This is a genomic window from Lysinibacillus sp. FSL K6-1151 (genome assembly GCF_038630755.1).
GTDB lineage: Bacteria > Bacillota > Bacilli > Bacillales_A > Planococcaceae > Lysinibacillus > Lysinibacillus fusiformis_D.
The window spans coordinates 1,319,415-1,345,452 of the sequence record NZ_CP152040.1 but is presented as its reverse complement, the minus strand read 5'-3'; the positions used below and the strand labels follow the sequence as shown (position 1 = coordinate 1,345,452).

At 36.7% G+C, this 26,038-nt stretch carries 27 protein-coding genes and 1 pseudogene; 12 read left to right on the top strand and 16 right to left on the bottom strand.

Features of this window, described 5'->3' with window-relative positions:
* Position 1 precedes the first annotated feature (1 nt).
* The 13 genes and pseudogenes from MHI04_RS06365 to MHI04_RS06305 form a co-directional block, all read right to left on the bottom strand.
* Positions 2 to 964 (bottom strand): hydrolase, encoded by a 963-nt coding sequence (locus MHI04_RS06365; RefSeq protein WP_244504803.1) that lies wholly within the window; start codon positions 962 to 964, stop codon positions 2 to 4.
* Positions 957 to 1,640 carry a LysM domain-containing protein gene (locus tag MHI04_RS06360; RefSeq protein WP_089932105.1) on the bottom strand — a complete coding sequence of 228 codons (684 nt, stop codon included), beginning with the start codon at positions 1,638 to 1,640 and terminating at the stop codon, positions 957 to 959. Before MHI04_RS06360 ends, MHI04_RS06365 begins: the two co-directional genes overlap by 8 nt.
* Positions 1,633 to 3,555, bottom strand: coding sequence for a phage tail tape measure protein (locus MHI04_RS06355; protein ID WP_342535418.1), 1,923 nt, complete (start codon positions 3,553 to 3,555; stop codon positions 1,633 to 1,635). The genes MHI04_RS06360 and MHI04_RS06355 overlap by 8 nt, the downstream gene beginning before the upstream one ends.
* 493 nt (positions 3,556 to 4,048) lie before the next feature.
* Positions 4,049 to 4,483, bottom strand: coding sequence for a hypothetical protein (locus MHI04_RS06350; RefSeq protein ID WP_036127646.1), 435 nt, complete (start codon positions 4,481 to 4,483; stop codon positions 4,049 to 4,051).
* A 62-nt stretch (positions 4,484 to 4,545) separates the two neighbouring features.
* Positions 4,546 to 5,061, bottom strand: a complete 516-nt coding sequence (locus MHI04_RS06345; protein ID WP_080717163.1) for a phage tail tube protein — start codon at positions 5,059 to 5,061, stop codon at positions 4,546 to 4,548.
* 15 nt (positions 5,062 to 5,076) lie between these two features.
* Positions 5,077 to 6,399: a phage tail sheath family protein gene (locus MHI04_RS06340; protein WP_342535417.1), complete on the bottom strand. Its 1,323-nt coding sequence runs from the start codon at positions 6,397 to 6,399 to the stop codon at positions 5,077 to 5,079.
* A gap of 1 nt (position 6,400) precedes the next feature.
* Positions 6,401 to 6,622: a hypothetical protein gene (locus MHI04_RS06335; RefSeq protein WP_080717164.1), complete on the bottom strand. Its 222-nt coding sequence runs from the start codon at positions 6,620 to 6,622 to the stop codon at positions 6,401 to 6,403.
* Positions 6,594 to 7,052, bottom strand: a complete 459-nt coding sequence (locus MHI04_RS06330) for a DUF6838 family protein (protein WP_141905587.1) — start codon at positions 7,050 to 7,052, stop codon at positions 6,594 to 6,596. The genes MHI04_RS06335 and MHI04_RS06330 overlap by 29 nt, the downstream gene beginning before the upstream one ends.
* 860 nt (positions 7,053 to 7,912) lie before the next feature.
* Positions 7,913 to 9,261, bottom strand: a pseudogene (locus MHI04_RS06325) (IS1182-like element ISBsp5 family transposase).
* 279 nt (positions 9,262 to 9,540) lie between these two features.
* The gene (locus tag MHI04_RS06320; protein WP_231744966.1) at positions 9,541 to 9,960 is read right to left on the bottom strand and encodes a hypothetical protein; all 420 of its coding nucleotides are present in this window, start codon (positions 9,958 to 9,960) and stop codon (positions 9,541 to 9,543) included.
* Positions 9,961 to 10,164: 204 nt separating this feature from the next.
* Complete coding sequence (locus MHI04_RS06315; RefSeq protein WP_051891756.1) at positions 10,165 to 11,187, bottom strand: DnaD domain protein; 1,023 nt, start codon at positions 11,185 to 11,187, stop codon at positions 10,165 to 10,167.
* A 249-nt stretch (positions 11,188 to 11,436) separates the two neighbouring features.
* Positions 11,437 to 12,201 (bottom strand): phage antirepressor, encoded by a 765-nt coding sequence (locus tag MHI04_RS06310; protein ID WP_036127657.1) that lies wholly within the window; start codon positions 12,199 to 12,201, stop codon positions 11,437 to 11,439.
* A 23-nt stretch (positions 12,202 to 12,224) separates the two neighbouring features.
* A complete protein-coding gene (locus MHI04_RS06305; protein ID WP_101966368.1) occupies positions 12,225 to 12,473 on the bottom strand; it encodes a helix-turn-helix transcriptional regulator in 249 nt (82 codons plus the stop codon).
* 154 nt (positions 12,474 to 12,627) lie between these two features.
* On the opposite strand from MHI04_RS06305, the gene MHI04_RS06300 reads away from it, so the two are divergent.
* The 3 genes from MHI04_RS06300 (at position 12,628) to MHI04_RS06290 (ending at position 14,946) form a co-directional block, all read left to right on the top strand.
* On the top strand, positions 12,628 to 12,984 hold the full coding sequence (locus MHI04_RS06300) for a helix-turn-helix transcriptional regulator (protein ID WP_036127660.1): 357 nt from the start codon (positions 12,628 to 12,630) through the stop codon (positions 12,982 to 12,984).
* Positions 12,985 to 13,074: 90 nt separating this feature from the next.
* On the top strand, positions 13,075 to 13,575 hold the full coding sequence (locus MHI04_RS06295; RefSeq protein WP_036127663.1) for an ImmA/IrrE family metallo-endopeptidase: 501 nt from the start codon (positions 13,075 to 13,077) through the stop codon (positions 13,573 to 13,575).
* Positions 13,576 to 14,046: 471 nt separating this feature from the next.
* Positions 14,047 to 14,946, top strand: coding sequence for a hypothetical protein (locus tag MHI04_RS06290; RefSeq protein WP_089932100.1), 900 nt, complete (start codon positions 14,047 to 14,049; stop codon positions 14,944 to 14,946).
* A gap of 449 nt (positions 14,947 to 15,395) precedes the next feature.
* Here the strand turns inward: MHI04_RS06290 and MHI04_RS06285 are convergent, their stop codons facing one another.
* Complete coding sequence (locus tag MHI04_RS06285) at positions 15,396 to 15,992, bottom strand: TetR/AcrR family transcriptional regulator C-terminal domain-containing protein (RefSeq protein ID WP_036127669.1); 597 nt, start codon at positions 15,990 to 15,992, stop codon at positions 15,396 to 15,398.
* Between the two features lie 116 nt (positions 15,993 to 16,108).
* Here MHI04_RS06285 and MHI04_RS06280 point away from each other — a divergent pair, with 116 nt between their 5' ends.
* From MHI04_RS06280 to MHI04_RS06265, 4 genes are all read left to right on the top strand, one after another.
* Positions 16,109 to 16,837 carry an ABC transporter ATP-binding protein gene (locus tag MHI04_RS06280; RefSeq protein ID WP_342535416.1) on the top strand — a complete coding sequence of 243 codons (729 nt, stop codon included), beginning with the start codon at positions 16,109 to 16,111 and terminating at the stop codon, positions 16,835 to 16,837.
* A complete protein-coding gene (locus tag MHI04_RS06275; RefSeq protein WP_342535415.1) occupies positions 16,834 to 17,850 on the top strand; it encodes an ABC transporter permease in 1,017 nt (338 codons plus the stop codon). The genes MHI04_RS06280 and MHI04_RS06275 overlap by 4 nt, the downstream gene beginning before the upstream one ends.
* 133 nt (positions 17,851 to 17,983) lie before the next feature.
* Positions 17,984 to 18,856, top strand: a complete 873-nt coding sequence (locus tag MHI04_RS06270) for an ABC transporter ATP-binding protein (RefSeq protein ID WP_342535414.1) — start codon at positions 17,984 to 17,986, stop codon at positions 18,854 to 18,856.
* Positions 18,849 to 19,556, top strand: a complete 708-nt coding sequence (locus MHI04_RS06265; protein ID WP_342535413.1) for an ABC transporter permease — start codon at positions 18,849 to 18,851, stop codon at positions 19,554 to 19,556. Before MHI04_RS06270 ends, MHI04_RS06265 begins: the two co-directional genes overlap by 8 nt.
* Before the next feature lie 50 nt (positions 19,557 to 19,606).
* Here MHI04_RS06265 and MHI04_RS06260 read toward each other — a convergent pair whose 3' ends face one another.
* Positions 19,607 to 20,341 (bottom strand): DUF4184 family protein, encoded by a 735-nt coding sequence (locus tag MHI04_RS06260; protein WP_342535412.1) that lies wholly within the window; start codon positions 20,339 to 20,341, stop codon positions 19,607 to 19,609.
* A 69-nt stretch (positions 20,342 to 20,410) separates the two neighbouring features.
* The gene (locus MHI04_RS06255; protein WP_058843293.1) at positions 20,411 to 20,857 is read right to left on the bottom strand and encodes a DUF523 domain-containing protein; all 447 of its coding nucleotides are present in this window, start codon (positions 20,855 to 20,857) and stop codon (positions 20,411 to 20,413) included.
* 129 nt (positions 20,858 to 20,986) lie between these two features.
* Here MHI04_RS06255 and MHI04_RS06250 point away from each other — a divergent pair, with 129 nt between their 5' ends.
* The 5 genes from MHI04_RS06250 to MHI04_RS06230 all read left to right on the top strand — a co-directional run bounded on the left by MHI04_RS06250 (position 20,987) and on the right by MHI04_RS06230 (position 25,723).
* Positions 20,987 to 21,472 carry an 8-oxo-dGTP diphosphatase gene (locus MHI04_RS06250; protein ID WP_036127689.1) on the top strand — a complete coding sequence of 162 codons (486 nt, stop codon included), beginning with the start codon at positions 20,987 to 20,989 and terminating at the stop codon, positions 21,470 to 21,472.
* A 325-nt stretch (positions 21,473 to 21,797) separates the two neighbouring features.
* A complete protein-coding gene (locus MHI04_RS06245; RefSeq protein ID WP_340810127.1) occupies positions 21,798 to 22,859 on the top strand; it encodes an iron-siderophore ABC transporter substrate-binding protein in 1,062 nt (353 codons plus the stop codon).
* Between the two features lies 1 nt (position 22,860).
* Positions 22,861 to 23,895, top strand: a complete 1,035-nt coding sequence (locus MHI04_RS06240; protein ID WP_186436259.1) for an iron ABC transporter permease — start codon at positions 22,861 to 22,863, stop codon at positions 23,893 to 23,895.
* Positions 23,892 to 24,923 (top strand): iron chelate uptake ABC transporter family permease subunit, encoded by a 1,032-nt coding sequence (locus MHI04_RS06235; RefSeq protein ID WP_058843291.1) that lies wholly within the window; start codon positions 23,892 to 23,894, stop codon positions 24,921 to 24,923. The genes MHI04_RS06240 and MHI04_RS06235 overlap by 4 nt, the downstream gene beginning before the upstream one ends.
* Positions 24,923 to 25,723: an ABC transporter ATP-binding protein gene (locus MHI04_RS06230; RefSeq protein WP_036127699.1), complete on the top strand. Its 801-nt coding sequence runs from the start codon at positions 24,923 to 24,925 to the stop codon at positions 25,721 to 25,723. Before MHI04_RS06235 ends, MHI04_RS06230 begins: the two co-directional genes overlap by 1 nt.
* Positions 25,724 to 26,038 lie beyond the last annotated feature (315 nt).

The window sequence follows — 26,038 nt, the reverse complement described above, 5'->3', positions numbered from 1 at the left end:
ACTACGCAATGAAATCACCGCCAATCAACGTTAAATCCATACGATGATTAGATTCCTTGAAGGTATGCTTAACACTTTCTACCATCATGAAATTGGCTACTGATACGTCACCAACATACAACAGCACTGCTACCTGACTTCCTCCACGCACAATTGGATTACCAAACACCTTATTGATGTGTAATTTTCGTGATTTACGGTTATAGAACTTGAGCATGCTTGCAGCTTTAGCTTTGCCGTTTTCACCTTCCTCGAACTTATCTGTTAACTGAAGTACACCCCACTCAGTTATCCTGCTATCGTCTTGGACAATGTAAGTATCACGTTCACCAGTCTCTTTATTCTCACGTTCTAACTTGATTTTATTGTACGTGTTTTCATCAATGGATGAGGTGTACTCAAATGATTCACCTGATTCTTCATCTATCAGTAAATCTGTTTGAAGTGTCTTAGCTTCACGTAAATTCAAAGCTCCAAAGTCATCATAGAGCACAAATAGCCTTTGAGTATTAAGAGTCGTTTCAGCCAAGGCATTATCCATGACAGTGAACAGTTCTTGATTATCCTCAACCATAGAAGGAATAACGTATTTTGTATTGTCTATAGTGCCTGTCTTTAATTTAAAGTCCTTTGCAATCATTTGAAGTACTTGAGCAGCTGTTTTATTCTCATACCTATACGTATCTTTATTTTTAAAGTAGCGGAGCTGATCGTAACAAGTAACCGTAATGATTCTGTTATTTGAACGTTTTTTGATAAAAACAAAACCATAGAAAACCTTGTGTCCGTCATATTCGAAACGGACTGCATCACCCTCGTGGAAGCTGAGCATATTATCCTTAATTACATTGAATGTCAACTTTCCTGGAGTACCTTTCCGATTTGTTTCCCACACTATACCTTCCTCTGCAACGCATTCGTATAGCTGCCCTTTACTCATGATATATAGTTTTGATTTAGCCAAGCTTTATCACCTGCCCTGCTTTAATCATGTTTGGATTACTAATATTATTGATTTTTGCTAACTCAGTGTATTTAGAGCCATCACCTAAGTACTTCTTAGCAATAGCCCATAATGTTTCACCTGATTTAACGGTATGTGTTTTTGGGGTTTCTTTGCCTGTAGTTGGCCGCTTCTGCTCTACTACAGCTTTCGATTCGGTTTTTGCTGTACTTCCTGCATTATTAGCTTTTGTAGCTGGCTTCAAGTTGATTTTTTTATTGCCGTACTCCCTGTATTGTTTTAACTGGATTCGTACAATAACATCAAAGCCATTATCGGCTGATTCCTTAATCTCATAATCCTCAAGTGATACTGTCATATTTGTGTCAAATAGTAAGTTCCCGTTCGGCATCATACGATTAACGATAAACTGAAAGGGTTTGTCAGAGATTTTTAATTTTTCTAGTTTATCAAGATAAAATGTAGCTGGTTGAAAACCATTCGGATAAACAGCAAACGGATAGTTGACGTTAGGGAGTAATACCTCAATATCTATATCCGTTAGCCCTGTTCTCTTTATTACATTTACTTCTCCTTCATTCATTAACACCATAGTTTCGTTTCTACCATTAATCTTTAGAGCTAGTTCAGAAGGCGCAATAGGAAACTGTAAACCATCTAGAAAAAAATTATACATCTTTAATTGAACCTCCTTCTGCTAGCATTCCTGAAACTTCTTCAACACGTTGACCAAATCTATCAATAATGCCATCAATATCTAATTCACTGTTGATACGGTTTTCATTTTTCATATCTACTTTGATTTCTGCCGTTGTATAACGATTAATCGCTTCACGTTCAGCTATATCACGGAGATACTTTAAATCCTCATTCATTATTTTAATACCTTCAGTTGCTTTTTCGGTATTGTCTGCTGTTTTCTTACCTAGCTCATTACCTTTATCGAGTTTGTCACCTAACGCTAGCGCATTATTAATGTCATTTTTCATCTTATCTTCTTTATTACTGTCGTTTTTTTCTTCACCCGATTTAAATAGATTGGCTCCCCAATTGTAGCCTTTATCCCAAGACTTACCAAGATCCTTAAATTCCATTTTCGGGGCTTCCCAATAATCATCAGGAGCTTCGCCAATCCAGTTATCCAAAACTCCTCTAAGACCTTTTAGATCACTTGTAATGGACTCTCGGTGACTATACTCTGTGCCCACTTTTAAACCTACAGAAGATGAAATATTCTCTGGTAATAGCTTCACAAACCAATTCCAAGCTCGTATCGCAAAGTTAACTGCGTCAACCATAGCATTAACAAAGCTTGTAGCAAATCCATCCCATCCACTAATCATTGAAATAATTAAATCTAACATATTGGTTGCTAGATTATAAAATAATTTCTTGACCGAATACATCGGATTTTTCCATACATTTACAAAGAATTCCACAAAAGAGGCCCACAAATTCCACATATAGGCTACTCTATTATAAATCCATGATCCTAACACCATGAAAGCCCCAGCTATTATTCCTGTAGCACTAACCGAGGTCCCAGCAAAATAATTGAAAGCGGCTACCGCTAAATAGAAAAGACCAATAATAATTACAATGGCTATTACTAAAATAAATATTGGATTGGCTGCTATCGCTGCATTTAAGCCCCATGCTGCGGCCGTTGCGGCTGATGTTGCAGACACACTCGTCCATGTAGTTGCTGTTAATAGTCCAATTGCAAGCGTTCTTAAACCAGTCCAAATCGTACTCGCTATTTCGGCTGCTTTTACTAGTAGTAAAGCGGACTCGTATACCAACATTGCCGCTGCAACAGTACTTATTATAGGAACTATAAACGACCAACTATCCTTTAAACTTCCATCGGGTATAAAAAAATTCAATGTACTCGAGGCAATTGAAGATAATTTCTCCATAGCAATAGCTGCATTTTGCACGAGCTCCTTAAAAAGATCGCTTTTTACAATCCCATCAAATATTCCCTCAAAAGCCAAACCAAGTACAGCATTCCTTATCTTGGCCATAGAAATTTCACCACTACTTGCTATTTCTCGTAATTTCTCAATGAAAGCATTAAGGTAATTCGTAGTATTTTGGACACCATTTGACGTAGACTGAAATACGTTATTTAAATCCTGGCCTTGAAGGTTTCCACTTCCCATTGCTTGTGTTAAAGGTTGCTCGGTTGTTTGTAAACCATTGTTGATTACATTTAACCCAGATGTGGTGTTATTTTCATTGGACAAGAGTACTCTCCCAACTACTTGAAAATCTAAATATTTCCCTGCTATCTCCTTGATTTTAGTTAATAATCCACCAACTGCTGTAGTACCATCCCTAATGTTGTTGCTAAAACTTTGTTGAGCATGATCAGCATTACGAATTTCCTTTTCAACTCTATTAAATTGCTCAGCAGCTCTAGCTAATTCTTTCTGAGCTAGTTGAACACTAGAGGTATCTATCATTTGCCTAGAAGCAGCATGCATAGCTTCCAACTGATTGACCATCCTGGAAACCATTTTATGCATGACTTTAATTGGTTTACTTAAACGATCTTCAATTTGAATTGCCGTACGGATTGTAGCCATGAACTCTCACCTCTTTATTAAAAAAGCATCCTACTCAAAGGATGCTTTTTATGGCTATTGTTTAATAATTTGTACTTTAACTTTCTCTATTTCTTAGTAAATTTATATATTTTCTGTTGTTTCCAACTACATTATCCTGCATGGTTAAATTCACAAGACTCCAAAGTAACTTTCCACCCTTTTAATTGAAAACAGACAGAATTCAAATAAATAAATGTCCCTTTTTTATATCATATCTTTTAAAGAAACATATAAAACAGCTAGCTTAACGATAGCCATTTAGGTTAACAAGCTACTTCCTAACGCTTTCTACCTTTTCTAGACCCTCGTTTTGCCTCTCGTTCTTGCTTCTTATCTTCTTCGATTTTGATCCTTAGAGACGCTATAATACAAGCTTTATCTGCCAAGGATAGTGACACATATTCAGACGGAAGGCGACGCATTTTGTGCACCCACCAGTGCATTATATTAGCCTCACCATCACCGTCGTCTATTAGTTTTTTATTTCTTCAACCATATCCTCTAGCTCAGCTTGATACCCATTGACTTCCTGTGCTACCGCTGAGGCATCTGCAATCTCACCGATTGTCAGCATCTTTCCAAGTAAAGCATCTGCCCCCATTACACCATAAGAATCCTGTAGCTCTTTATCGTTTAAATTAGGATATACAATTGATTCTACAGTTAATAAACGTTGGTATTTAAAATGATCAAAATCAGTATTATACTGCCCCTTACGCTTTCCTTGCATGATCATAGAACGCTTAGTAGATTCAGATTTTAATTCCTCGTCCCGTTCTGGCGAAATTGGCGCGAACTCCCATTCAATTGGATCGCCATGTTCATCCACGAATTTCTTTGAAATAGCATGCTTAATGTTTTCATTTTGCTTTTTATTGTGTGCAAAAAATGCAGTTAAGTTTGACATAATTAATCACCATATCCTTTTTATTTATATTTAAAAGAGCCCATATATAATGAGCTCTCGTCTTATAGCATTTCTTGTAAAGTTGTAAATTCTTCTGGCATATCCCAATCCTCGAAAGTGAAATCTATAGAGTCTTCTAAGTACTCCGCATCTGCATCTAATGCAGCGATGATCCCTCCATCCATATTACAATCAATTAGAATGGTTGTTTGACGGCCTACCGACGCTGAGCCATCTTCGTTAGTCACTTGGATATCAAAATAAATATCCTCCCCAGTGTCTTTGTAACGCTTTAATAACTTACGGAATATTGAAGTATTAAAGTGGAATGTAGCGCTGCCTGTATACTCCGCGCCAGTAGCTTTGTTACCCTTAGCTACACGCCCCATAATAGGAACTTGCGTTTTAGTTTTATCCATACGGGCTTCTAAATTAATTAATTGAGCAAATAAGTAACGACTGCCTTCAACCGTCACGTATGCTCGGCCTTGAGCGCCATGAATGGCATTGCGAGCATGCATAGTAGCATCCGCAAAATACTGTAGATTCATTGGAATTAATGTTTTGTTTGATTTCATCTGTTTGCCCTCCCCTTATGCTACTGTTGTCGTGATGTAAAGTTGTGACATCGCAACCGTAGGAATCACGACTTCATTTACGACAACAGCTTTCTTTGAATTACCTTGTGCCACGGTTAGTTCATCTTTGTTGTAATTTTGAATAGCTCTAATACGTTGCATTTCCATTCGAAGACTACCAATGTCATTCCATAAAGAAATTCGACCATCTTGATCATTTGGCACCTGACCTAAATAATGAGTGTTAAACAATTGAGCTGTATCAATTGCAAGCTGATCAAGCACACGAATGACTTGATTCAAACTGAAGTCCTCGTTTTTCTCATCTGAAAACGATGTAAAGGTATTCACATCTTCAAGTACACGAATTTCATCCCCAACACGATGTAATAAATATTTGCCAGCCTTTAATAACGTTGTGAGTTGTGACTGTGTCTTTGTTTCAGACATATCAACTGTAAATTCACCTTCGTATTTTTTATTAGTATTTGACTTATTGACAGCTACTCCAGCCTGAGCACCAGATACCCAATATACTGCACCAAACACTTCTTCTTCTGGTCCATTAGTATCGTTTTGTACGTCAATAATCCCTTCATGGTTAGTACTGCCAAGTTTATGACCTACAAGTTGGAATTTACCACCGATTTGGTCACGAATACGCTTTGTATACTCAATATATAACGATTTAATTGAACTTTCTGAAGACAAGCAGCCAAGAGTATTGAAACCATATGCTTCTAAAGCATCTAGTGCCTCTTGATGTGCCCCACCAGTAATAGCTAAGCCATTGGAACCTCCAGCTAATGCGGTACCAGCTGTAACAGCTAAAGTTGCATTCGTTTTAAACACAACAAAATCATTAGCGATTAGTTCTGTAGCAGTAGCTACCGCCATTTGTTCGTCTACTAACACATTAGCTAGCAATGTTTTAACATCGAATTTCGATGGCTCATCGACATTTGCCTGAATGACAATCGTAATATCATTCCCTCGTGCACCTTTGTACTTAGCTGTTGCAAAATCATTTGTAGCCGCTTCTGCATCCACAGCAAGTTTGTAAAAATAAACCGTGATAGCATTTTTTAATACATCACGGATACCTTTCATTTTTGAGTCCATATATTCATAACCAAAAATTTTGCGAGAATTCTTTCGTAAATCCTCTTGTGTTACAGCAAATACTTCGCCATCTACGCCCCAGTCAAGTGCAATTGGCAAACCAACGTAACCGCGATTGCTTAGATTTACAAATGCACGAGTAGCGCTAATAAAATTGTGATATTTCCCTGGTAATACTTTGTTTTGTGATAAAAATACTCCTCCACCTAACGCCATATTAATTACCTCCCTTATCGAATTTCTTCAGTATTTCATCCACTTGAGCGAATGAATAAGTTTTTTCTTTTTCTAACAATGCATTGAGTGCATCACGGCGATCTTTATATTTTTGACTTTTTGAAAGTTGCTCTTTTGTAAATTTCGGTAAATTCGAACTAATTACCTTTTCAACGTTTTTGCTTTCCATCGACTCAACCTTCTTCTGAATTGCTTTCGCCAACTGAAACCACCTCTTCTTTGTTAATATTATGATCTAATGACCCCATAAAAGCTTTCTCTTCAATTTCTTGTAAGAAGAAATTAAAATGAATAAAATTATTACCAATGCCTTCAATAACTTCGCTAGTTGCTCCGGTACCAAGCAGTAGTGAACCATTTAACAATGTTATTTCTTTGATTGCTTGTTGAACCTTTAAAGTCATATTAGACGCCTCAGGTATGCCATTTTTAGGGAAATACTTCACGTTAAAATGTGCTGTTACTTTCCATCGACCACCTATTTGTCGGATATGCTCTAAGCTCAAAAATTGAATTAAAAAAGCAGGCGTATTAAACTCCTGCGGTAATTCATCAATATATTTTTTATATTCCGCTCCGAAAGCTTCGTGGAGCTTACTAGATAAAGCGTTTTGAATATCATAAATTTCCATCAAAAGCCTCCTTCAACAAGTTAGTTAGTAAACATATGAATATAGAATTAAATACATCGAATCACTCACTTTCAAACGTTTTGGTAGTTCATTAAGTAGTTTTTTCAGCTCATCAAATCGTTCTAACATTGAACCGTCAATCCTTTATTCATCTCCAACTAAAAAACGCCCTTCCTTATACCGAATAGGAAAGCGTCGTTTTAACTTTTACTTGAACGTTAGCCATTCCACATAGCCTCCTTTTCAAATGGTTGCTTGGAATACGTTTTGTGCTTCTTGGAGTGATGGGATTGCTATAGCTGCTACTCTTGCCCATTTAGTTCTATCCTACAAATTTTTCAACTGAAAACCACTCCTTTTTATGCCTCAAACAAGTTTATGGGACATTGATTGGTCGACGGTCTGTCGCCTTGGTCATTTATTGTTTTATAAATTCCAAAAGGTGAAATCCTTAACCCGTCGTCCTACTTCCAAGTTTACATTATCTATTACTTAAAATGATATGTTTGGAACGTTTGGAACTTTTGTCACACTTGGAACATTTGGCAAGTAAAATGAAATATTATCAATCACTCTTAAATGAATACTAGAATAAAATAGCTGATACTATATTGTCGTCTAAATGAAAAAAGTATATAACAAAATAATAGCTCTTCATTTCTGTTAGCCCAATAAAACCCCTAGTAAAATATTTAAAGGTTCACAAAAAAGAAGTAACCCTTTGGTTACTTCAGACTGTAGACAAAAGCCCATCGAGAAGTTCACTCTCGATGGCTTTTGTCATTTTTCTTCCTATTTTATTTTCAACATTTGGTAATATACTACCAAATTCAACATACTCTTCGAGCTTAGTTGCTCTCTTAAGCTACTTGCCACGTCCAAGTAGCCAGTTTCTTTAAATTCATGGCAGCAAAAGTAAGCATCGCCTGCATGGACAATTTTTTTAGACCTCTTAAGGTTGTCCATCGCATACCATGCTTTTCTTTTGCATCGGCAAAGACACGCTCAATCGTTTCTTTGCGCTTTGCATAAATTTGTTTGATGTCATAGGAATGGCGTAAATGTTCAGCTTCCTCCACATACGACTCCCAAATATGGCGTTGAATGAGTTTTTGATGATGCTTACTTTCTGTACATTGGGAAAGGCTTGGACACTTCGAACAAATAAAAGGATTCGATTTATATTGGCGATATCCTTCCTTCGTCGTTGTCGCATACTTCAATATCTGCCCTTGTGGGCAAAGATAACAATTATAGTGCTCGTCATATGTATACTCGTGCTTTCGGAAGAATCCATCTTTCGTTTTAGGACGTGTATACGGAAGAACAGGCAACATTTGATTCTCTAACAAAAAGTTCGTAATCGCTGGTGTTTTATAGGCTGCATCTGCTGCAACAGCTAATGGTTTTTGAACATTTTGAATGACCCTTTCAACAAGTGGCTGTAATACATGGCTATCGTGCACATTTCCCGGAGTCACAATGGCACCTAAGACAAAGCCCTTTTCATCTGTGGCTGCATGAAAAGAATACGCAAACTGCTTCGTACGTTCATCCTTCACGTAATACCCACTTTCAGGATCTGTCGTGCTTTCCTTTATTTCTTTCCATTCTTCCTTTTCAAACTTCTCCGGGGGAAAGGGCTTTTTTCCGTGTTCTTCACGATCCATATTTAACTCTAATTGAAGCTTCTCTTCATAAGCTCGTGTTTCTTTTCGCACGACCTTTTTATCATACTTCCGTTTATTCGCACTCGCTTTCACATGCGTGGAATCAATAAATAGATGGTCTGCATGGAGGAGTCCCTGATGCATAATTTCTTTTAATATACGATAGAATATCTGTTCAAATATATCGGTGTCTTGAAAGCGACGGACATAATTTTTACCGAAGGGGAGAAATGCGGGACTTCTGTATGGAAGCCAAATCCTAAAAACCAGCGATACGCCATATTCGTTTCAATTTCTTTGATCGTTTGACGCATGGAGCGAATGCCAAAAACATATTGAATAAACGTCATTTTGAAGAGAACGACAGGATCAATACTTGGACGCCCATTAGGTGAATAGAGATGTTCTACTAAAGGATAGATAAATGAAAAATCAATAGCAGCCTCCAGTTTTCTCACTAAATGATCGTTGGGAACTAATTGATCAATCGTTAACATTTCTAATTGTTCACGTTCATTGGTTTGATTCTTCGTCATCATGGTTGATCACCTCAAAAGTTTACTTTTCATCAATAGATGAATAAGGAATTCTTTATGTAGAAGTTGATTGGAACGAAGGGCGGCGACTCCTGCGGGAAAAGCGGGAAAGTCGAGATCCTGGACTGAGCGAAGCGAGGGAAGCAGCTCGACCCCGCCCGCGGAAAGCGTCCGCCCGTAGTGGAAATCAACGGCTTTATTTTATTTCATTGTAAAAGAAAAAAGACTGTAGGCAAACTCAAAATTCATCGAGTTTGTCTACAGTCTGAAGTAACCCTTTGGTTACTTCAGCATCATATCTAAAACTCTTTCTCGCACACGTTGTACGCTAGTATGACTCATATTAAGATTTGCACCAATCCAGCGGAATGGCATGCCTTCTAGTAACCAGAAAAGTACTTCCTGTTCAAGGTCGCCAGTTACCTTGTCAGCTAAATTTTGAACTAATAGTAGCTCATCTTTAATCTTGTTCATGCGCTCCTCGCGTAAAGCTCTCATTTGAACATGAGCATGCACTGGGTCGCTTGTTCTTCCAATAGCTTTTGGCATTGCTGCCTCAAAGCCATACTTTGCTGTAGATGCTACAGCTGTTAATGAATCTAGTTCATCCTTCATTCTCATGTACTTGCACATATTGTCATTGTACTTTTTAATTGCCTTATCTAGTTGGTAACGATTTAGTTGTATTTTCTCTTTTATCATAGTTATGCCCTCCTATGTATCTTTTCAATTCTCTCTGCTCTAGCATTCCACCACTGGCCGTTATAACAAATGTTTTTACATTGTGCTAAATAAATGTCAAACGCACACCCTCAATATACGTTTTGTTTTTTAAATGCTCTTTCATCCTTGAACACCAAAACATAAGATCATGCAATCTCATTTTTAGTCATTGCTCATACACTCCTATTTACCAAGCATTTCTAAAACCTTTTGTCTTTCAGCTTCAAAATCTATCGTGTTGTTATTAGACTCAGCAGATGGAATTGATGACTCGTCTTTATCATTACGATTGGCGAACCACTCTGGCACTATCTCTGTACGACTGTTAGACTTTTGATAAGAATATCGGCTAGATTGCTGTCTATTTTTTTTCTCCCTTTCTTCCTTGGCCTTTAATTGCTCAACATTCTTAATAAAAGACTTTCTCCAGTTTGCTAAAATTTGTTCTGTATACTGCATTGGTATGTTTGGTTGATGTAGTGCCGTTATTTTCATGGCTTCATAAACAAGTGCTGGATTATTTTCACTTGCCATGCGTTCTATGCACTCGCAAATATAACTAGATGCTCTTTGAATGTTTTCATCATAGAATTTAGTTAAGAAAATTAATTGTTCCTCAGTGACTGTCGACTGACTGACTATTTCACTATCTGCTGTTTGTTTTTGTTTTTCTTTTTGTTTTTCTTTTTGTTTTTCTTCCCCACACACTTTAGAAGGTGTATCGATAGGGTATTGATACGGTATCGAACCATTGTCATTACTAGGATTAAGTTCTTTCTGCTCATCCTGTACTTCTAACAGTATTGATACGGTATCGAGACTGTATCCTAACTGTTCCAATGAGGTAACATAGCTCTTAACAAATGGGGTATGTTTTACTGCAAACAGCTCTTTTTCGATACATTTTTTAACTTTAGGCGAATTTATAAAGTTGTATTTTGCCCAGTTAATTAGCATGATTTCTTTCGTTAATTCGTTGTAAGTAATTTTTCCGTATTCAAAGAACCTTTGTAATAGTTTCTGTACTGTTTCACGGTTATAACCTGTATGCATTTCTATTACTCTGTAAGGTAATTCGTAAATACCACATTGTGTTGTATTATTGTTTGTCATCAAATACAGATAGAAATATTTCTCCTCTGGTGTAAGATCTAATACAAAGCCGTCATCCCAAAAAGTTGTGTGTACATGTCTGTATTTAGCCATTTTCTCTCCCCCTAATGTGTTCTTTTTACTATGTGGTTGACACTGATGTTGTCTAACTAGTGGATCGTTTAAAAAGTTATTTGAAATCAGGTTCGAAGGGGACAATTGTTTTTAATTGTGCTAAATCAACAAAACGTACTTTGGGATGAAGAGTGACTCTAGTAAAGTTATTTGAGTTGCCTTCTATTCTTTCTTTAGTCATGATGAAAAAATTTCGAATCACCATCGATTCGTTCACTATTGTACTAATCATATTGTCACTACCTTGCCCAAAAACTTATTAATAAAGTAAGCCTGTCCTTTACTAGTGATTTTAGATGTTTTACTAATACTGATTTCCCCACTGTTATGATGAATAGGTGTTTCTTTAATTTCGAACAAACCCAGTTGCATTGATTTTTGTGTTGGTGAATTGTAAGCTGATCCTTTACGCTTGATTAAATAGCCATTTTCTCTTAGCCATTTGAATAGACGCTTTTGTCCAACATCTATACCATTTTGCTTTAAGATTTTGGCGAACTCTCCAATAAGAATGCTTGTTTCACTAGCTTGTATTGCATCTGCAAATAACACTTTTGTTTTTTGTGAATCAATCAACAATCGCTGCTCAACCATATTTTTCTCGTTATTTTTGATTTTTTTACTGGCAATTAATAAAGCTTTAGCCATAATTGATGCATCATCATCGTTTTCGATAGTAGTGATATAGCCACCATCCTTTCTAACTGAGGGTAAAACTTCTGATTTAACCCATTTTTTAAATGCTCTTGCCGTTGGTTTACGACTTGCGAATATTAGTTCATAAAGTCCAGATTCATTGACAATGTTTGTTTCACCCTGACGCCCTAAGTTGAACTTCGACCGTTCATCATTTTCTAAACGGTTAATTGCTACAGTAGGATTAGTTAGTGCTAATACTCTACAAACATCCGCGGCTACAAACCAAGGCTCGTTATTTAATTCAACAATTCGAACGTTTTGATTATGAAAGTTAAAAGTTTGCAATCGATTCATATAAGAACCTCCAGATTAGTTTCTTACCAAACACAACAAAATGTTGTTTTATTTTTCAAAAAAATTTTTGATGGTGCCATTTCAAATAGGTCAGAAATTGCTAATGCTACATCTAAGGACGGTGTGCGTACTCCCTGTTCAATCATTCCATAATAGCTTTCACTAATAGTGATACCGAGTTCAATATCAAGTTTTTCCACTACATCTTTTTGCAACCAATTTTTTTGTTTTCTAGCATCAATAAGTATTAACCGACGATTTGTTGTTTCCAAAACCACACCCCCAACTTTTTATGGTTTTATATTACCCAACAAAAAGTTGTCTGTCAAACCAAAACTAGATTTTTTGTTGTTTTTTATTTTTATTTAACTACAAACCCAACAAATTGTTGTATAATTAGGTTACATATTTAAGTGAGGTGTAATCATGTCTAACGTACCGCAAAGGCTTAAAGAGTTAAGAAAAGAAGCTAAATTAACACAAGCAGATGTTGCCAAATTCTTAAATATTTCTGAAAGTGCATACGGGTATTATGAACAAGGCCGCAATGAAATTTCCATAGGAAGCCTTCAAAAGTTAGCAGAAAAATACGATGTAAGCGTAGCGTATATATTATGTGAAACAGATGAAAAACAACCTTTTGATAAAGATGAGGCTGCTTTCCAAGCATTTGCTAATGATCCAGAATTGCAGGTCTTTTATAAAGAACTTCCTAAGTCAGATGAAGAAACTGTTCGCCGTTTACGAGACATTTGGGAGATTATCAAACATGAAAAGAAATAATATTTTTTAGCCCTTCTTCCTAGAAGTGGGCTTTTATTATAAATCAAATAAGAACATACGTTTCATTACAAGGAATTTGGGGATGGTTTTATGTCATATACTACATACACCGAAGATTTTATAGAAAATCTTTATACTAAATTAGAAATTTTGTTACCACATCAACTAGATGTAAATGAAATAGCCTACAAGTTAGGCATTCTAGTATATTTCTGGGATAATCCCAGTCAAGTCCTATTTTTAGGTGATCAGGCTTATATTTTTTTAGATCAAAATCTGTCCCCTAAACAATTGTGGCAAGATTTTTGTCATGAACTGTGTCATGTTTTATTTCATAGTGGCAGTCAGGAAAAGATGCCCTACTCGTGGATTGAGTATCAAGAGTGGAAAGCTAATAATTTTATGGTACAAGCATGTGTACCAACATTTATGTTGAATAAAATTACCTTACCGGAAAGCGAGGATAAAGCCATTCAACTAATTCAAGAGCTATTCAATGTTGAATGGGATTTCGCTTATAAAAGATTAGAACAATATAAAAACAATAAATTTATGCATGAATTAGATGCAAAAGCAGCGAAAATGTACTAAAAGGAAATACTGATGAAACTTTCCAATATTAGCAATTTCACTTAGATACCTGTTCATTAGATGCAAATGAATTTAAAGTTACCCATAGTAATAATCGGTGGTTGCTTCCTAAATGGTGAAGAGGAATTTTTGTATCCATAATTTGCTTGGTCCTAACCTTAATAGCTTAGTAATTAAAACACTGTATTTTCTTTAGCAACTACATATCGAACATCATCACTTTTACTGAAATGATTTATTGGATTTCAGGGTACAAAACGTGGTACATATTAAATGAGTATCCCCTCCCCCTCTATTTTAATGTATCTCCATTTATGACTAATATTTTCCTCAAGAGTCATAAAAGATTAAAAGGTCCATTGTTCTAATGATTATTTCCTACATAAAATAGGCATACAATTGCTGCCAAACGAATAGAAACCTATATAGAGAACAATTAGTCATGGGAAAAATAAAGTGGGGTGTGAAAGGATGCTTAAAGTAAATGATGCAAAAGAAATGGTACTTGGAATTGTGCAAGATGACCCATTGTTTGTTGCACTACAACATACGCCTTTAGAGGAGAATCTTTATCAGGATGCCTATTTAACAGACATCGATGAATCCAAACACTATACAATAGCAGAAGTCGCGGGCTGGTTTGATATTACAGACGCTATGCTTCGCTACTATTTAAAACCATTTGAACAATACATTTTTGACAATGCATCGCCGAATGTGAATGGTAATATTCGTTTAAACCTGCCTGCTATAGTAAGGCTAAGAATGATTTTATTATTGAAGGATGAGTATCGTGTGAGGGGGATAAAATTATTGCTAGGCATTGATGATAATGGTCAGTTGCTGAAACATCAAATTACCGCAACGACTATGGATTCTGATGATTTATCACATAAAATTGATGTGCTTGGAAACGTCCTACAGCAGATGATCCAAACTGGCCTCTTTCAGATTTTGCCAGATGAAGAGCAAGGAACATTACAAGTAAACATCAATCAGGATTTTCTTGCTCAAAACATTCAGCGATTATCCGCAGACTCTGCTCTTCAAGTAGAGGAAATTCAAAAAGAAACAGTAGAACTGAAACAAGAAAATGAACATCTCCAACAGCAAATTTCAGAGCTACAAGAAAACAGTGTGAAGGATATTGTGCAGAAGATTAGAGAGCGTCATATAGAAAATGAGATTGTATCTACTTTGCGAACGGAAGCATTACGGCTTTTTTCAGAGAAGCATAAAGTAAGTTTTTTCACTAAAATGTTCAAGTCAGCTCAAATTGAGATGGATAAAGAGCAATTTGTGCTAAGCTATATTTCTCAGCATTTAGAAGAACGTTTGGAAGTGGCATTGAACGATTATTATGACAAATAAATTTGAACAAAGGGTTATCAGCAGAACATGCGTGAGACTAGCTAAAAGGCTCATCGTCATGTTCTTTTTTATATGCGCATAATGCGCTAGCCATTTATACTCCTTACTATTACTACCTTGGTGACAATCTTCGAAATGTTGTTTTCTCATGAGCTAAACATAACAAGGCTATTGCTGCTAAATTTCGGTCTATTTTTGTTGTAGCAGTAAGGCTTTAAAACTTGCTATGCCTATCGTGCTGGGATTTTTAATATCTTTTATCACATTGAAGCACTTAATAATAGGGGGCAATCTATACATTGTTCGGTTCAGATAATATTCAACTAGATTGCTCTTACCGGTGGATGCTTGGCAGTCATTTTCTAATTGGTGTACTTTGCGATAGTTTAGCTAGTCATTTTTTCGTTAAACGAGATTGACAATTATCATCCCCAACCGCTACAGTGCCGTTAACTATTGGCTACTACATTTCCTAAAAATCGTAATAATCGAAAATGGAGGGCGACCATTTCTTCTACCGTTAAATTTTCATTGCCTTTGTCAAGCCACTCCTGAATTACACCCAGAATGGCAGATGCGATAAAGGCTTGTAAGTATTGCTGAAATTCTGGATCCTTTACTTCCTCGCGAATCACTGATAATCTGTCCAAAATATGATTGCCAAAGATAGTTTTCATCTTTTGTGTAAAAGCAGGACTTCCTTGCTCTCCTAATAACATACGAAAGGCTGTTGCATGCTCTTTTATACATGTTATCACTTTAATAAAGGGTTGATAGAATTGACCCATTTTTAATGTTTGGAATGCTTCCACTGGTTGAACATGTTTGACATAGCGTTCTAATTCCATTAATAGCTCCTGTTGCAAATCCTCCATTACGTCATATTTATCCGTATAATGTAAATAAAACGTTCCACGATTGATTTGGGCAGCTAATGCTAAATTTTTGACGGTCACACGTTCAAAGCCGACCTCCTCTACTTGCTGGATAAAAACCTTTTTAATGGCTTGCTTTGTTTCAAAATTCATCTTTTCATGTACAGACACAAACTTCCCTCCAGTTACTTAACACTTACAGGCAAACTGTTGATTGTATTTGTTCACATGCTACCGTAAAATTTTTATCAAATCAACATAGTGTTCAGTGAAGGAGTGAGATCCATATGGGAAACCATGCAATCTCTATTAAAACCCTTGAAAAAAGATTTCAACATAAGCAAGTTATTGCCCCCCTTACCTTAGATATTCCCAAGGGACAATTGATGGGCTTACTTGGTCCGTCAGGCTGTGGAAAAACAACGCTAATTAAAATGATTATGGGCATGCTAAAGCCTGATAATGGCACTATTGAAGTATTAGATTTAGCTGTTCCACATAAGCAATTATTGAATGATATCGGCTATATGGCACAGTCAGATGCACTTTATACGGATTTAACTGGTGAAGAGAATCTACATTTTTTTGCCAAGCTTTATTCATTATCGAAGGCGGAGCAAATGGAGCGTGTAGCCTATGCCGCAAGCCTTGTTCGTTTGACCGATGACTTACAGCTTAAAGTGATGAATTATTCTGGAGGTATGAAACGTCGGCTGTCCCTTGCCATTGCCCTTATTCAAAATCCTAAGGTATTGATTTTAGATGAGCCAACGGTTGGCATTGATCCTGTTTTAAAAAAGGAAATTTGGCAAGAACTTATTCGTTTAAAAGAACACGAACATAAAACGATTTTAGTGACGACACATGCGATGGATGAAGCGGAAAGATGTGATCAATTAGCTATGCTCAGAAGCGGGCATATTATTGCACAAGGTACACCACAGGCATTAAAAGCCTATTATCAGGCAAAAGATTTTGATGAAGTGTTTTTAAAGGCTGGAGGTGACGTACAATGAGAATGGGTGCTATCGTCACAAGAATCATACAACAAATGAAACGAGATAAGCGGACACTTGCTTTATTATTTTTAGCCCCACTTCTTGTCTTGTCATTAATGTATTTTATTTTCAATAGTAATGAGGCTTCTGTCACACTTGTCGTCTCTAATGGTCCCACACCATTGATTGACAAATTGAAAGAGACAGATTTTACAATTATTGAAGACGATGATTTTTCGAAAAAACAGCTACAGGACAAAGAGTATGATGGATGGCTAGCAATAGAGCAAAACGAACTAAAGTTAACTTTATTAAATGATGATCCTTCCCAGTCAAAAGCTTTAACAATGCAACTTGCTCAACTTTTACAGACTTCTCAAGACTCCATAGGTAGTTTAGAAACAGACTATGTTTATGGTGATAAGGATACGGCCATTTTTGATATATTTAGTCCCATGCTCATTGGCTTCTTCGTATTTTTCTTTGTCTTTTTAATTACAGGGATTGCCTTGTTAAAGGAACGAACATCTGGGACATTGGAACGTTTACTTGCAACACCTATCAAACGCTCAGAAATTGTAGCAGGCTATATGGTCGGTTATGGTTTATTTGCCTTCCTACAAACAATTATTATCGTACTGTTTGGTATCTATGTGCTTGATATTGTCCATGTAGGCTCCATTTGGCTTGTCTTACTCATTAATATGATGATTGCCCTTGTATCGTTATCCTTAGGTGCCCTGCTTTCAAGCTTTGCCGCTTCAGAATTCCAAATGATGCAATTTATTCCGCTTGTTATTGTTCCACAAGTATTCTTTTCAGGCATTTTTCCGCTTGATAGTATGGCGGAATGGCTTCAAAATATTGGACGTATCATGCCACTTTACTACGCAGCGGACGCATTAAATGGGGTTATGTATAAAGGTTATTCCTTCAATGATATTATAATGAATCTCAGTATTCTTGCTTGTTTCGCTGTAGTATTTATTACCTTAAATATCATTAGTTTAAAAAAATATCGGTCGCTGTAAAAAATACAGTAAGGTTCTGTTCATCATCAACAGCTCCTTACTGTTTTTCAATAAAAATGGTTTCTTTTGCCATACCTACTACAAATCATTTACAATGAAATGAATGAATTTCAGTATAAGTAGGTGCAGATTGATGAACATATTGCTCGACGCACGAAACATCACTAAGCAATACAGAGGTACTTCCATTTTAGAAAATGTCTCCTTTACCATCTACGACAATCAAATAATAGCTATTGTTGGAAAAAACGGATCTGGCAAAAGCACGCTCTTAAAAATGATTGCTGGGCTTATTACGCCAGACAATGGTTCCTTTATGTCTTCTAAACAAGCTTTAAACATTGGCTATGTACCAGAGGTTGCCCCTTCCACTATTCTATTTACCCCTAAGGAATATCTTCAGCATATGGGGCGAATCCGTGGGATGGCTAAACAAAAACTTTTATCGAGAATAAATGATTTATTAATACTATTTCATCTGGAAGATGTACAGGATACTAGAATGACCCATTTTTCTAAAGGTATGAAACAAAAAATAATGATTATGCAGGCTATGCTCAACGAAACGGACTTGTTAATATTAGATGAACCTTTATCAGGGCTAGATTTGCAAACACAGAATGATTTGGAAGAAACACTGAAGACGCTCAAACAACAAGGGATGACGATTATCTTATCCTGTCACGAAACAAAGCTACTGGAGCATGTCGTTGATACGATTCTAATGATTCACCATAAAGAAGTGATGCAAACGGATTTATCTGTTACTCCTACAACCTACAATCAATTAATTTTTGAAATTTCGAATATTACATACATAAAAGATCTATTACATGTAACGGAAATACAGCAGCAATCAACATTAGCGAATGGTTTTTATGAAGTGATTGTCCATATCCAAGCACAGCGTACTGACCATCTTTTACAACAGCTACTTGATAAAAACGCTTCTATTAAACAACTCATACCGATCAATGATAAGGAGAAGTTCATACAACATGATTAGTTTAGGCCGATATCAGTTACAAAATTATTTGAGAACCTATCAGTATATTCCACCTTTTTCTATTTTTATTTTATGTCTTGTTGTTAACTACACATTCGTCCCAAATCCTATATTAGATAGCTTTTCATTTACCTCTATAATCCTCTTTTTCCTGATGGGCTGGTTTACCGTCACACTATTTCATTCAGAGGATGAAGGGCAAAAAATGATAACGATATTACATGCAAATGGTGCGACACCTTATCATTTCAGCCTGTTTATAATTGCCATTTTGATTGCTTTTAGCTTAAGTATGGTTTCTGTTATTTATCCCACAGCTATCCATGCTTTTGCCGAGGAACCGAGCTTTACACACCTATTTCTTGGATTTCTCTCTCATGTTAGCTTAGCGATTTTGGGGATTGCTCTCTCTGCTATCTTTACAAGAGAGCTTGTCAAAAATAAACAAAACACTTGGTGGGGAGTCATTAGCGTCTTATTATTAACCTTGGTAGTCGCAACGTTAAAAGATTCAATCCCGCAAATGAAAGGTCTTATTTTGGTTCTACCACCACTCCATCTTTCTTTAGAAATAATGACTGTTGGCGATCAAATAAAATCCATCCCTAGTAAGTTCTATTGGCAGTTCATCTGGATACTAGTTTATGCTAGCTTCGTTATCTATGTATTTTTCTTTTTATCCAAACTGAAAAGGAGGTAACGAACAAAAGGACTCCCACTTAAAGGAAGTCCTGTCATGCTCGTTATTATTTATTTTTGCCAATATGTTTTCAATAAACAAATGGTTAGCAAGCTACAGAAAAATGAATCAATCATACGGACCACCCATACACCATAATTGCTAACTGATACCCCATCTATAATAGACCAGCAACATACATAGAAGATTGCTAATCCAAGTACCTGTATCCAGAAAAATAATTTTTGTTTAGGATGAATAGTGAGCAATGCATTCGTTGATTGATGGGCTGCTCTAACATAGACATAACCGATAATCAACGTAATGCCTACTAAAGTACTGCCATGCTGTAAGTATTTATAAAGGGGGAATTGAAAACCGAAAATGGGCATTGTTTCTGATAAAATAGATAGATGCGAAACCATAAATCCATTTTTATGTGTAAAGGAATCCCAAATGACATGTGTGAGCATACCCAAAAACGCTGAATAACCAAAGACAATGACATTGAGTCGTTTACTCCTGGAAGTTGTTTGGTTAGCTGTTTCCTGTAAACATACTGGTAAATGATGAACTACATGCTGCCGAACATACTTACAATAAAGGATGTAAATCACAATAATAAGAGGTAAATTAAAAATGAAAAATCCCGTTAAGCTATGACCTATCTCACCTATTGGTCTACCTCTAAAAAAATACTCAAAATCAGGTGCCATACTTCCTAGTACAAGTGCTGAAAAATGGATGTACTTACTTCGTCTTGAAAAAGGTAAAATTGCGGCTGGATGTGCGAATGTTAATGGCATATAAGCCACCTCCCACCAGTTCAGACGTTTCTAACTGACAAAGGTTACTCTCTCGTTAAAACCGACCTTTCATAAAAATTGCTCTTCTGATAGAACCTCAATCCCATGCCTTCGTAGTAATGCTGTAGTTACCCCTTCACCCAATAATTTAGTACCATTGAACGCCCCATTATAAATCATTGCACTACCACAAGATGGACTATACTCCTTTAAAACGACCAGAGAGGCGTCTACTTCAAGTGCTTTTTGTAAAGTCGCATAGGCTCCTTTTAAATACAGCTCTGTGACATCACGCCCAGTCCTTTCAATAACGGTTGCTTTGCCATCAAGTACATCCCCTCCATTGCCTCCCACAATTTCAGCAGGCTCCCGAGGGGTTGAAAAACCGCCCATCAGCTCTGGGCAAACAGTAATCGCTTTATTTTCTAACATAAGCCTTTGTATTTTTTCATCTAAACTGTTGGTGCCATTATAACGAACATTTAACCCTGCTAAACAAGCACTTATTAATATCACAGCGATTCTCACTCCTTCAACTATCTTTATTAACTATAACACGCATACAGGATGCAATTTTGACGTGATAGAATGATTTCTTTGATACAATATTTTTAGTAACGACTAAATAGAAAAGGAGAAACAATTTTGGCTGAATTTACAATTTGTTTTCTAAAGAAGGGTGAACAAATTCTTTTATTGAATAGAAATTACCCAGCATGGATGGGAGCCTGGAATGGTGTAGGTGGTAAAATTGAACAGGACGAAACGCCATTAGCAGGTGCTATACGAGAAATTAAAGAAGAAACAGGTATTACGGTTGAAGAAATTACTTATAAAGGAAAAATCACATGGACAGATGGTGTTGTTAACTATGGCTGTATGTATGCTTTTATAGCAGAACTACCTGAATCTTTTACATATATAACACCTATAAAAGTTGCAGAGGGTATTCTTGATTGGAAGGACCTTACTTGGATTTTCCACCCTGAAAATGTTGGCATTGCAGATTTAAAACATTATTTACCAACAATGCTCAATGAGGCAACTAATTATGATTACATCTTCACTTATCAAGACAAACAATTAGTTCATATTTCTTCCACACCAATCGAACAAACATCTACAGTCTAATAGACAAGGAAGCCTCGTCCATGCAATAAGTGTAGGACGGGGCTTGCTTTCTAAATGTCTCTTCTAGGAAAGATTCGTTACATCGACCAATTTAAGGATGTGTAAATAAGGATAATAGTTTAAATATTCTCAACCAAGAAGTGCGGGGCATTTCCGCTTTTTTCTAGCTCAGTTTTTATACCGAATATCGTATAATCGTGATAAAGCAAAAAAACATCAAAAATGCAAAAATATTTGTTGACTTTTACTGAAATTAGCGTAATATTTTTCTCTGAATGATAAGGATTATCATTATCATTTTTTAAAATAAAGTGAGGTTAAAAAAATGTCAAAAATTAAAAATTCTATGTTCATAGTAATGCTTTTATCATTAATGGTTTTAGCTTTAGCAGCATGTTCTGATTCATCTAATAAAGACACTGCTAAAAAAGAAGAACAAACAAAAGACAATACATCAGAAACTACTGATGAACAGCAGTATCCGATTACAATTAAACACGCTTTTGGTGAAACTGTTATTGATAAAAAACCTGAGCGTGTAGCAACAATTGCTTGGTCTAACCATGACGTTGCACTATCACTTGGTGTAGTACCAGTTGGTTTCTCTGCAGCTAACTATGGTGTACAAGATGGTAGTGGTATGCTTCCTTGGACTGCTGAAAAATTAAAAGAGCTTGGTGAAGAAAATCCGAATATTTATCAAGATACTGACGGTTTAGACTTCGAAGCCATTGCTGACTCTAACCCAGATGTCATTCTTGCTGCATACTCTGGTATTACGCAAGAAGAGTATGAGACATTAAGTCAAATCGCACCTGTTGTAGCCTATAAAGAAACTCCTTGGGTAACTTCTTGGCGTGACCAAGTTACATTAAACGCTCAAGGTATGGGTATGGAAGCACAAGGTCAACAATTAATCAAAGACACTGAAAAATTGATCCAAGATAAAGTGAATGAACATGCTGCTATTAAAGGTAAAAAAGCTGCATTCGCTATGTTTACTCCAACAGATTTATCAAAATTCTATGTTTATACACCTGCAGATCCACGCGGTGAATTCTTAATGGAATTAGGTATGGAATATCCTGAAAGCGTTACAAAACAAATTTCGGATGATAGCAGCTTCTATATTGAATTAAGCGCTGAAAATGCAGATGCTTTAGCTGATGTAGAAATCTTTATTGCTTACGGAGATGAAACAACTTTACCAGCATTACAAGCTGACCCAATTTTAGGGAAAGTACCTGCTATTCAAAATGGGAATGTTGTTGTTATTGGTGATAATACGCCACTTGCAGCTGCTGGTACCCCTAGCCCACTATCAATTGCCTATACAATTGATGACTATTTATCATTAATCTCAGACGTAGCAAAAAATATAAAGTAATATGAATAAGATACAAGCTACCGAACAGAAGCAGTTATTTATCCCTAAAAATTTCGCTAAAGTTTTGCTTTTTCTTATCATTTTTCTTGCGTTATGCGTAATTGCTTCGCTACTATTCGGTTCTCGTACAATTGGCTGGACTGGACTAATGGATGGCTTGTTCCATCCTGATGTTCAGTCACATGAAGCCGTTGTTGTCCGAAAACGAATCGTCCGAACAATTTTTAGTTTACTGTGTGGTGCGGCATTAGGCGTTTCTGGGGCACTAATGCAAGCCGTTACACGTAATCCAATTGCAGATCCAAGTATTTTGGGGGTAAACACAGGGGCATCACTTTTTGTCGTTTGTGGTATCGCCTTTTTAGACATTAGTTCAGCCAATCAATATATATGGTTAGCAATAGCGGGTGCCATTATCACTGCTATTTTTGTATTTGGAATAGGCTCTATGGGTGCAAGTGGTGCTACACCATTAAAGCTTGTACTTGCAGGGGCTGCTACAAGTGCCATTTTATCTTCATTAGTCGTTGCGGTTATGATTCCGCGTACAAATGTAATGGATCAATTTCGATTTTGGCAAGTTGGAAGTGTGGGAGCTGGAAGCTGGGACGCTATTCAGCTATTTATTCCATTTTTAGTTGTAGGCCTATTGATTGCCCTCTTCACTGCTCCAGCACTAAATGCTTTAGCACTCGGGGATGAAGTGGCAACTGGTTTAGGTGTTCGTACTGGTACACTACGTATGTTTGCAGCACTAGGTGGCGTTCTTTTATGTGGGGCTGCTACCGCTCTAGCAGGACCTATTGGTTTTATCGGTTTATTAGCAACTCATGTTGTCCGCCTTATTATAGGACCTGATATACGCTTTATCCTTCCTATGTCTGCCTTAACAGGAGCAATTATTTTAACGTTTTCAGATGTTTGTGGTCGACTTCTCGGCAGTCCTGGTGAGCTAGAGGTGGGTATTTTAACAGCCTTTATTGGTGCCCCTATCTTGATTTTAATTACGATGAAAGCGAAAATGCGTGCGTTATGATGAATGAAACATTGATATCCATAATGAAAGGCAGACAACGAAGAAAAAGACGCTTTGTCATAATAACTTCTGTACTGACTGTTATTTCCATAATACTGTGTTGCACAATGCTAATGCTTGGTAACACGATTTACCCTGTTGAAGATGTTATCCGTGTTCTCCTTGGCCAACATGTACAAGGTGCCTCTTTCGCTGTAGGCACAATTCGATTACCACGCATGCTAGCTGGTACATTTGCTGGCTTTGCATTTGGTGTTGGAGGTTATATTTTCCAAACTATGTTGCGCAATCCTTTAGCAAATCCAAATGTTATTGGTATTACAGCTGGTTCAAGTGCTGCTGCTGTATTTTGTATTATTGTCCTGCAAGCAAGTAATATCGTTGTATCCATCGCTTCAATTATTGGCGGTTTAGCTACTGTCCTAATTATTTATGCTTTATCAAGAGGCTCTTCTTTTTCAATTGGCAAATTAATATTAATCGGGATTGGTATTCAAGCAATGCTAAATGCATTCATCTCTTATTTAATGCTAATTGGCAATACACATGATATTCCAAGTGCCATGAGATGGTTGAGTGGGAGCTTAAATGGTGCGAAAATGGAGTCACTCTATCCATTAATGATGATCGTCATTGTATTTACACCTGTACTGTTATTTTTCGGGAAGCATTTAGAAATGCTTGAGCTTGGTGAACAAACATCCACCTCTCTAGGTGTAGACACAAACAAAACAAGAATCATTTTAATGCTTTGTTCTGTATTAATCATTGCACTTGCTACAGCAACTACAGGACCGATTGCCTTTGTTGCATTCCTTGCTGGACCAATTGCCAAAAAATTAGTTGGTGTCGGGTTTTCAAATATACTTCCAGCTGGTCTAATTGGTGTTATTTTAGTATTGGCTGCTGATTTAATTGGTCAATTCGCATTTACAGCTAGATATCCAGTAGGTGTTATTACAGGAATCATTGGTGCACCTTACTTAATTTACTTGTTAATTCGAATCAATCGAAAGGGAGATATATGATGAAACCAACACATACGCTTCAGGCTGAACATATAACATCTGGTTACGAGCAAAAGACGATTTTAGAAAATGTCAGCATTGCTATTCCAAGTAATAAAATTAGCATTATTATTGGTGCGAATGGTTGCGGAAAATCTACATTATTAAAAACAATGGCACGCCTGATTAAGCCAACTGGTGGTCATGCCATGCTAGATGGCAAATCCATTCATCAAATGCCACCAAAACAATTAGCTCGTGTGTTAGGACTTTTACCTCAGTCCCCTATCGTTCCTGAAGGAATTACAGTTGCTGATTTAGTTGGCCGTGGTCGATTTCCTCATCAAACATTATTTAAAGGTTGGTCCAAACAAGATTATGAGGCAGTTGCAGAAGCTCTTGAAATGATGAACATTACAGAGTTTGCTGACCGCAATATCGATGAACTTTCAGGTGGTCAGCGTCAACGTGTGTGGATTGCTATGGCATTAGCGCAACAAACTGATATTTTATTTTTAGATGAGCCAACAACATTTTTAGATATTACATATCAAGTTGAAATTTTAGATTTACTAACAGATTTAAATAAAAAATATGGTACAACCATTGTCATGGTATTACATGACATTAATCTTTCTGCCCGCTATGCGGACTACTTATTCGCATTAAAAAATGGTCGTTTACTTGCAGAAGGTTCGCCAAAAGATATTGTGACAAGTGAGTTAATTAAAGATACATTTGACTTAGATAGCATGGTTATTGAAGACCCTGTTTCTAAAACACCTTTAATTGTTCCTGTTGGTCGTTATCATGCTGTCTAGTTATAAAGGGAATGTGTGTTGAAAAAGGATCATGTTACTAGCAGAAAAAGACCTTTTAGCAAGGCGAGGAGTTAATTTCCGTTCCGCCAGCATCCTTTCCAGGGGGACGTCCGTTGAGCGGCTTCACTCACTGGGTTCGCTCTAGTGTCTCATCTGTGACGCTAAATCCCCTAGGAGTGGTGCTGATTCCACTTCAATCAACCATTCTGCAAAAGTATCTTTTCCTTTTTCATTCAGTAGTGAACACCACTTTGAACGATATACCTAAACCCTTTAAAACTACCTCATTTTGATCGTACTGGAAGACGAGATTGA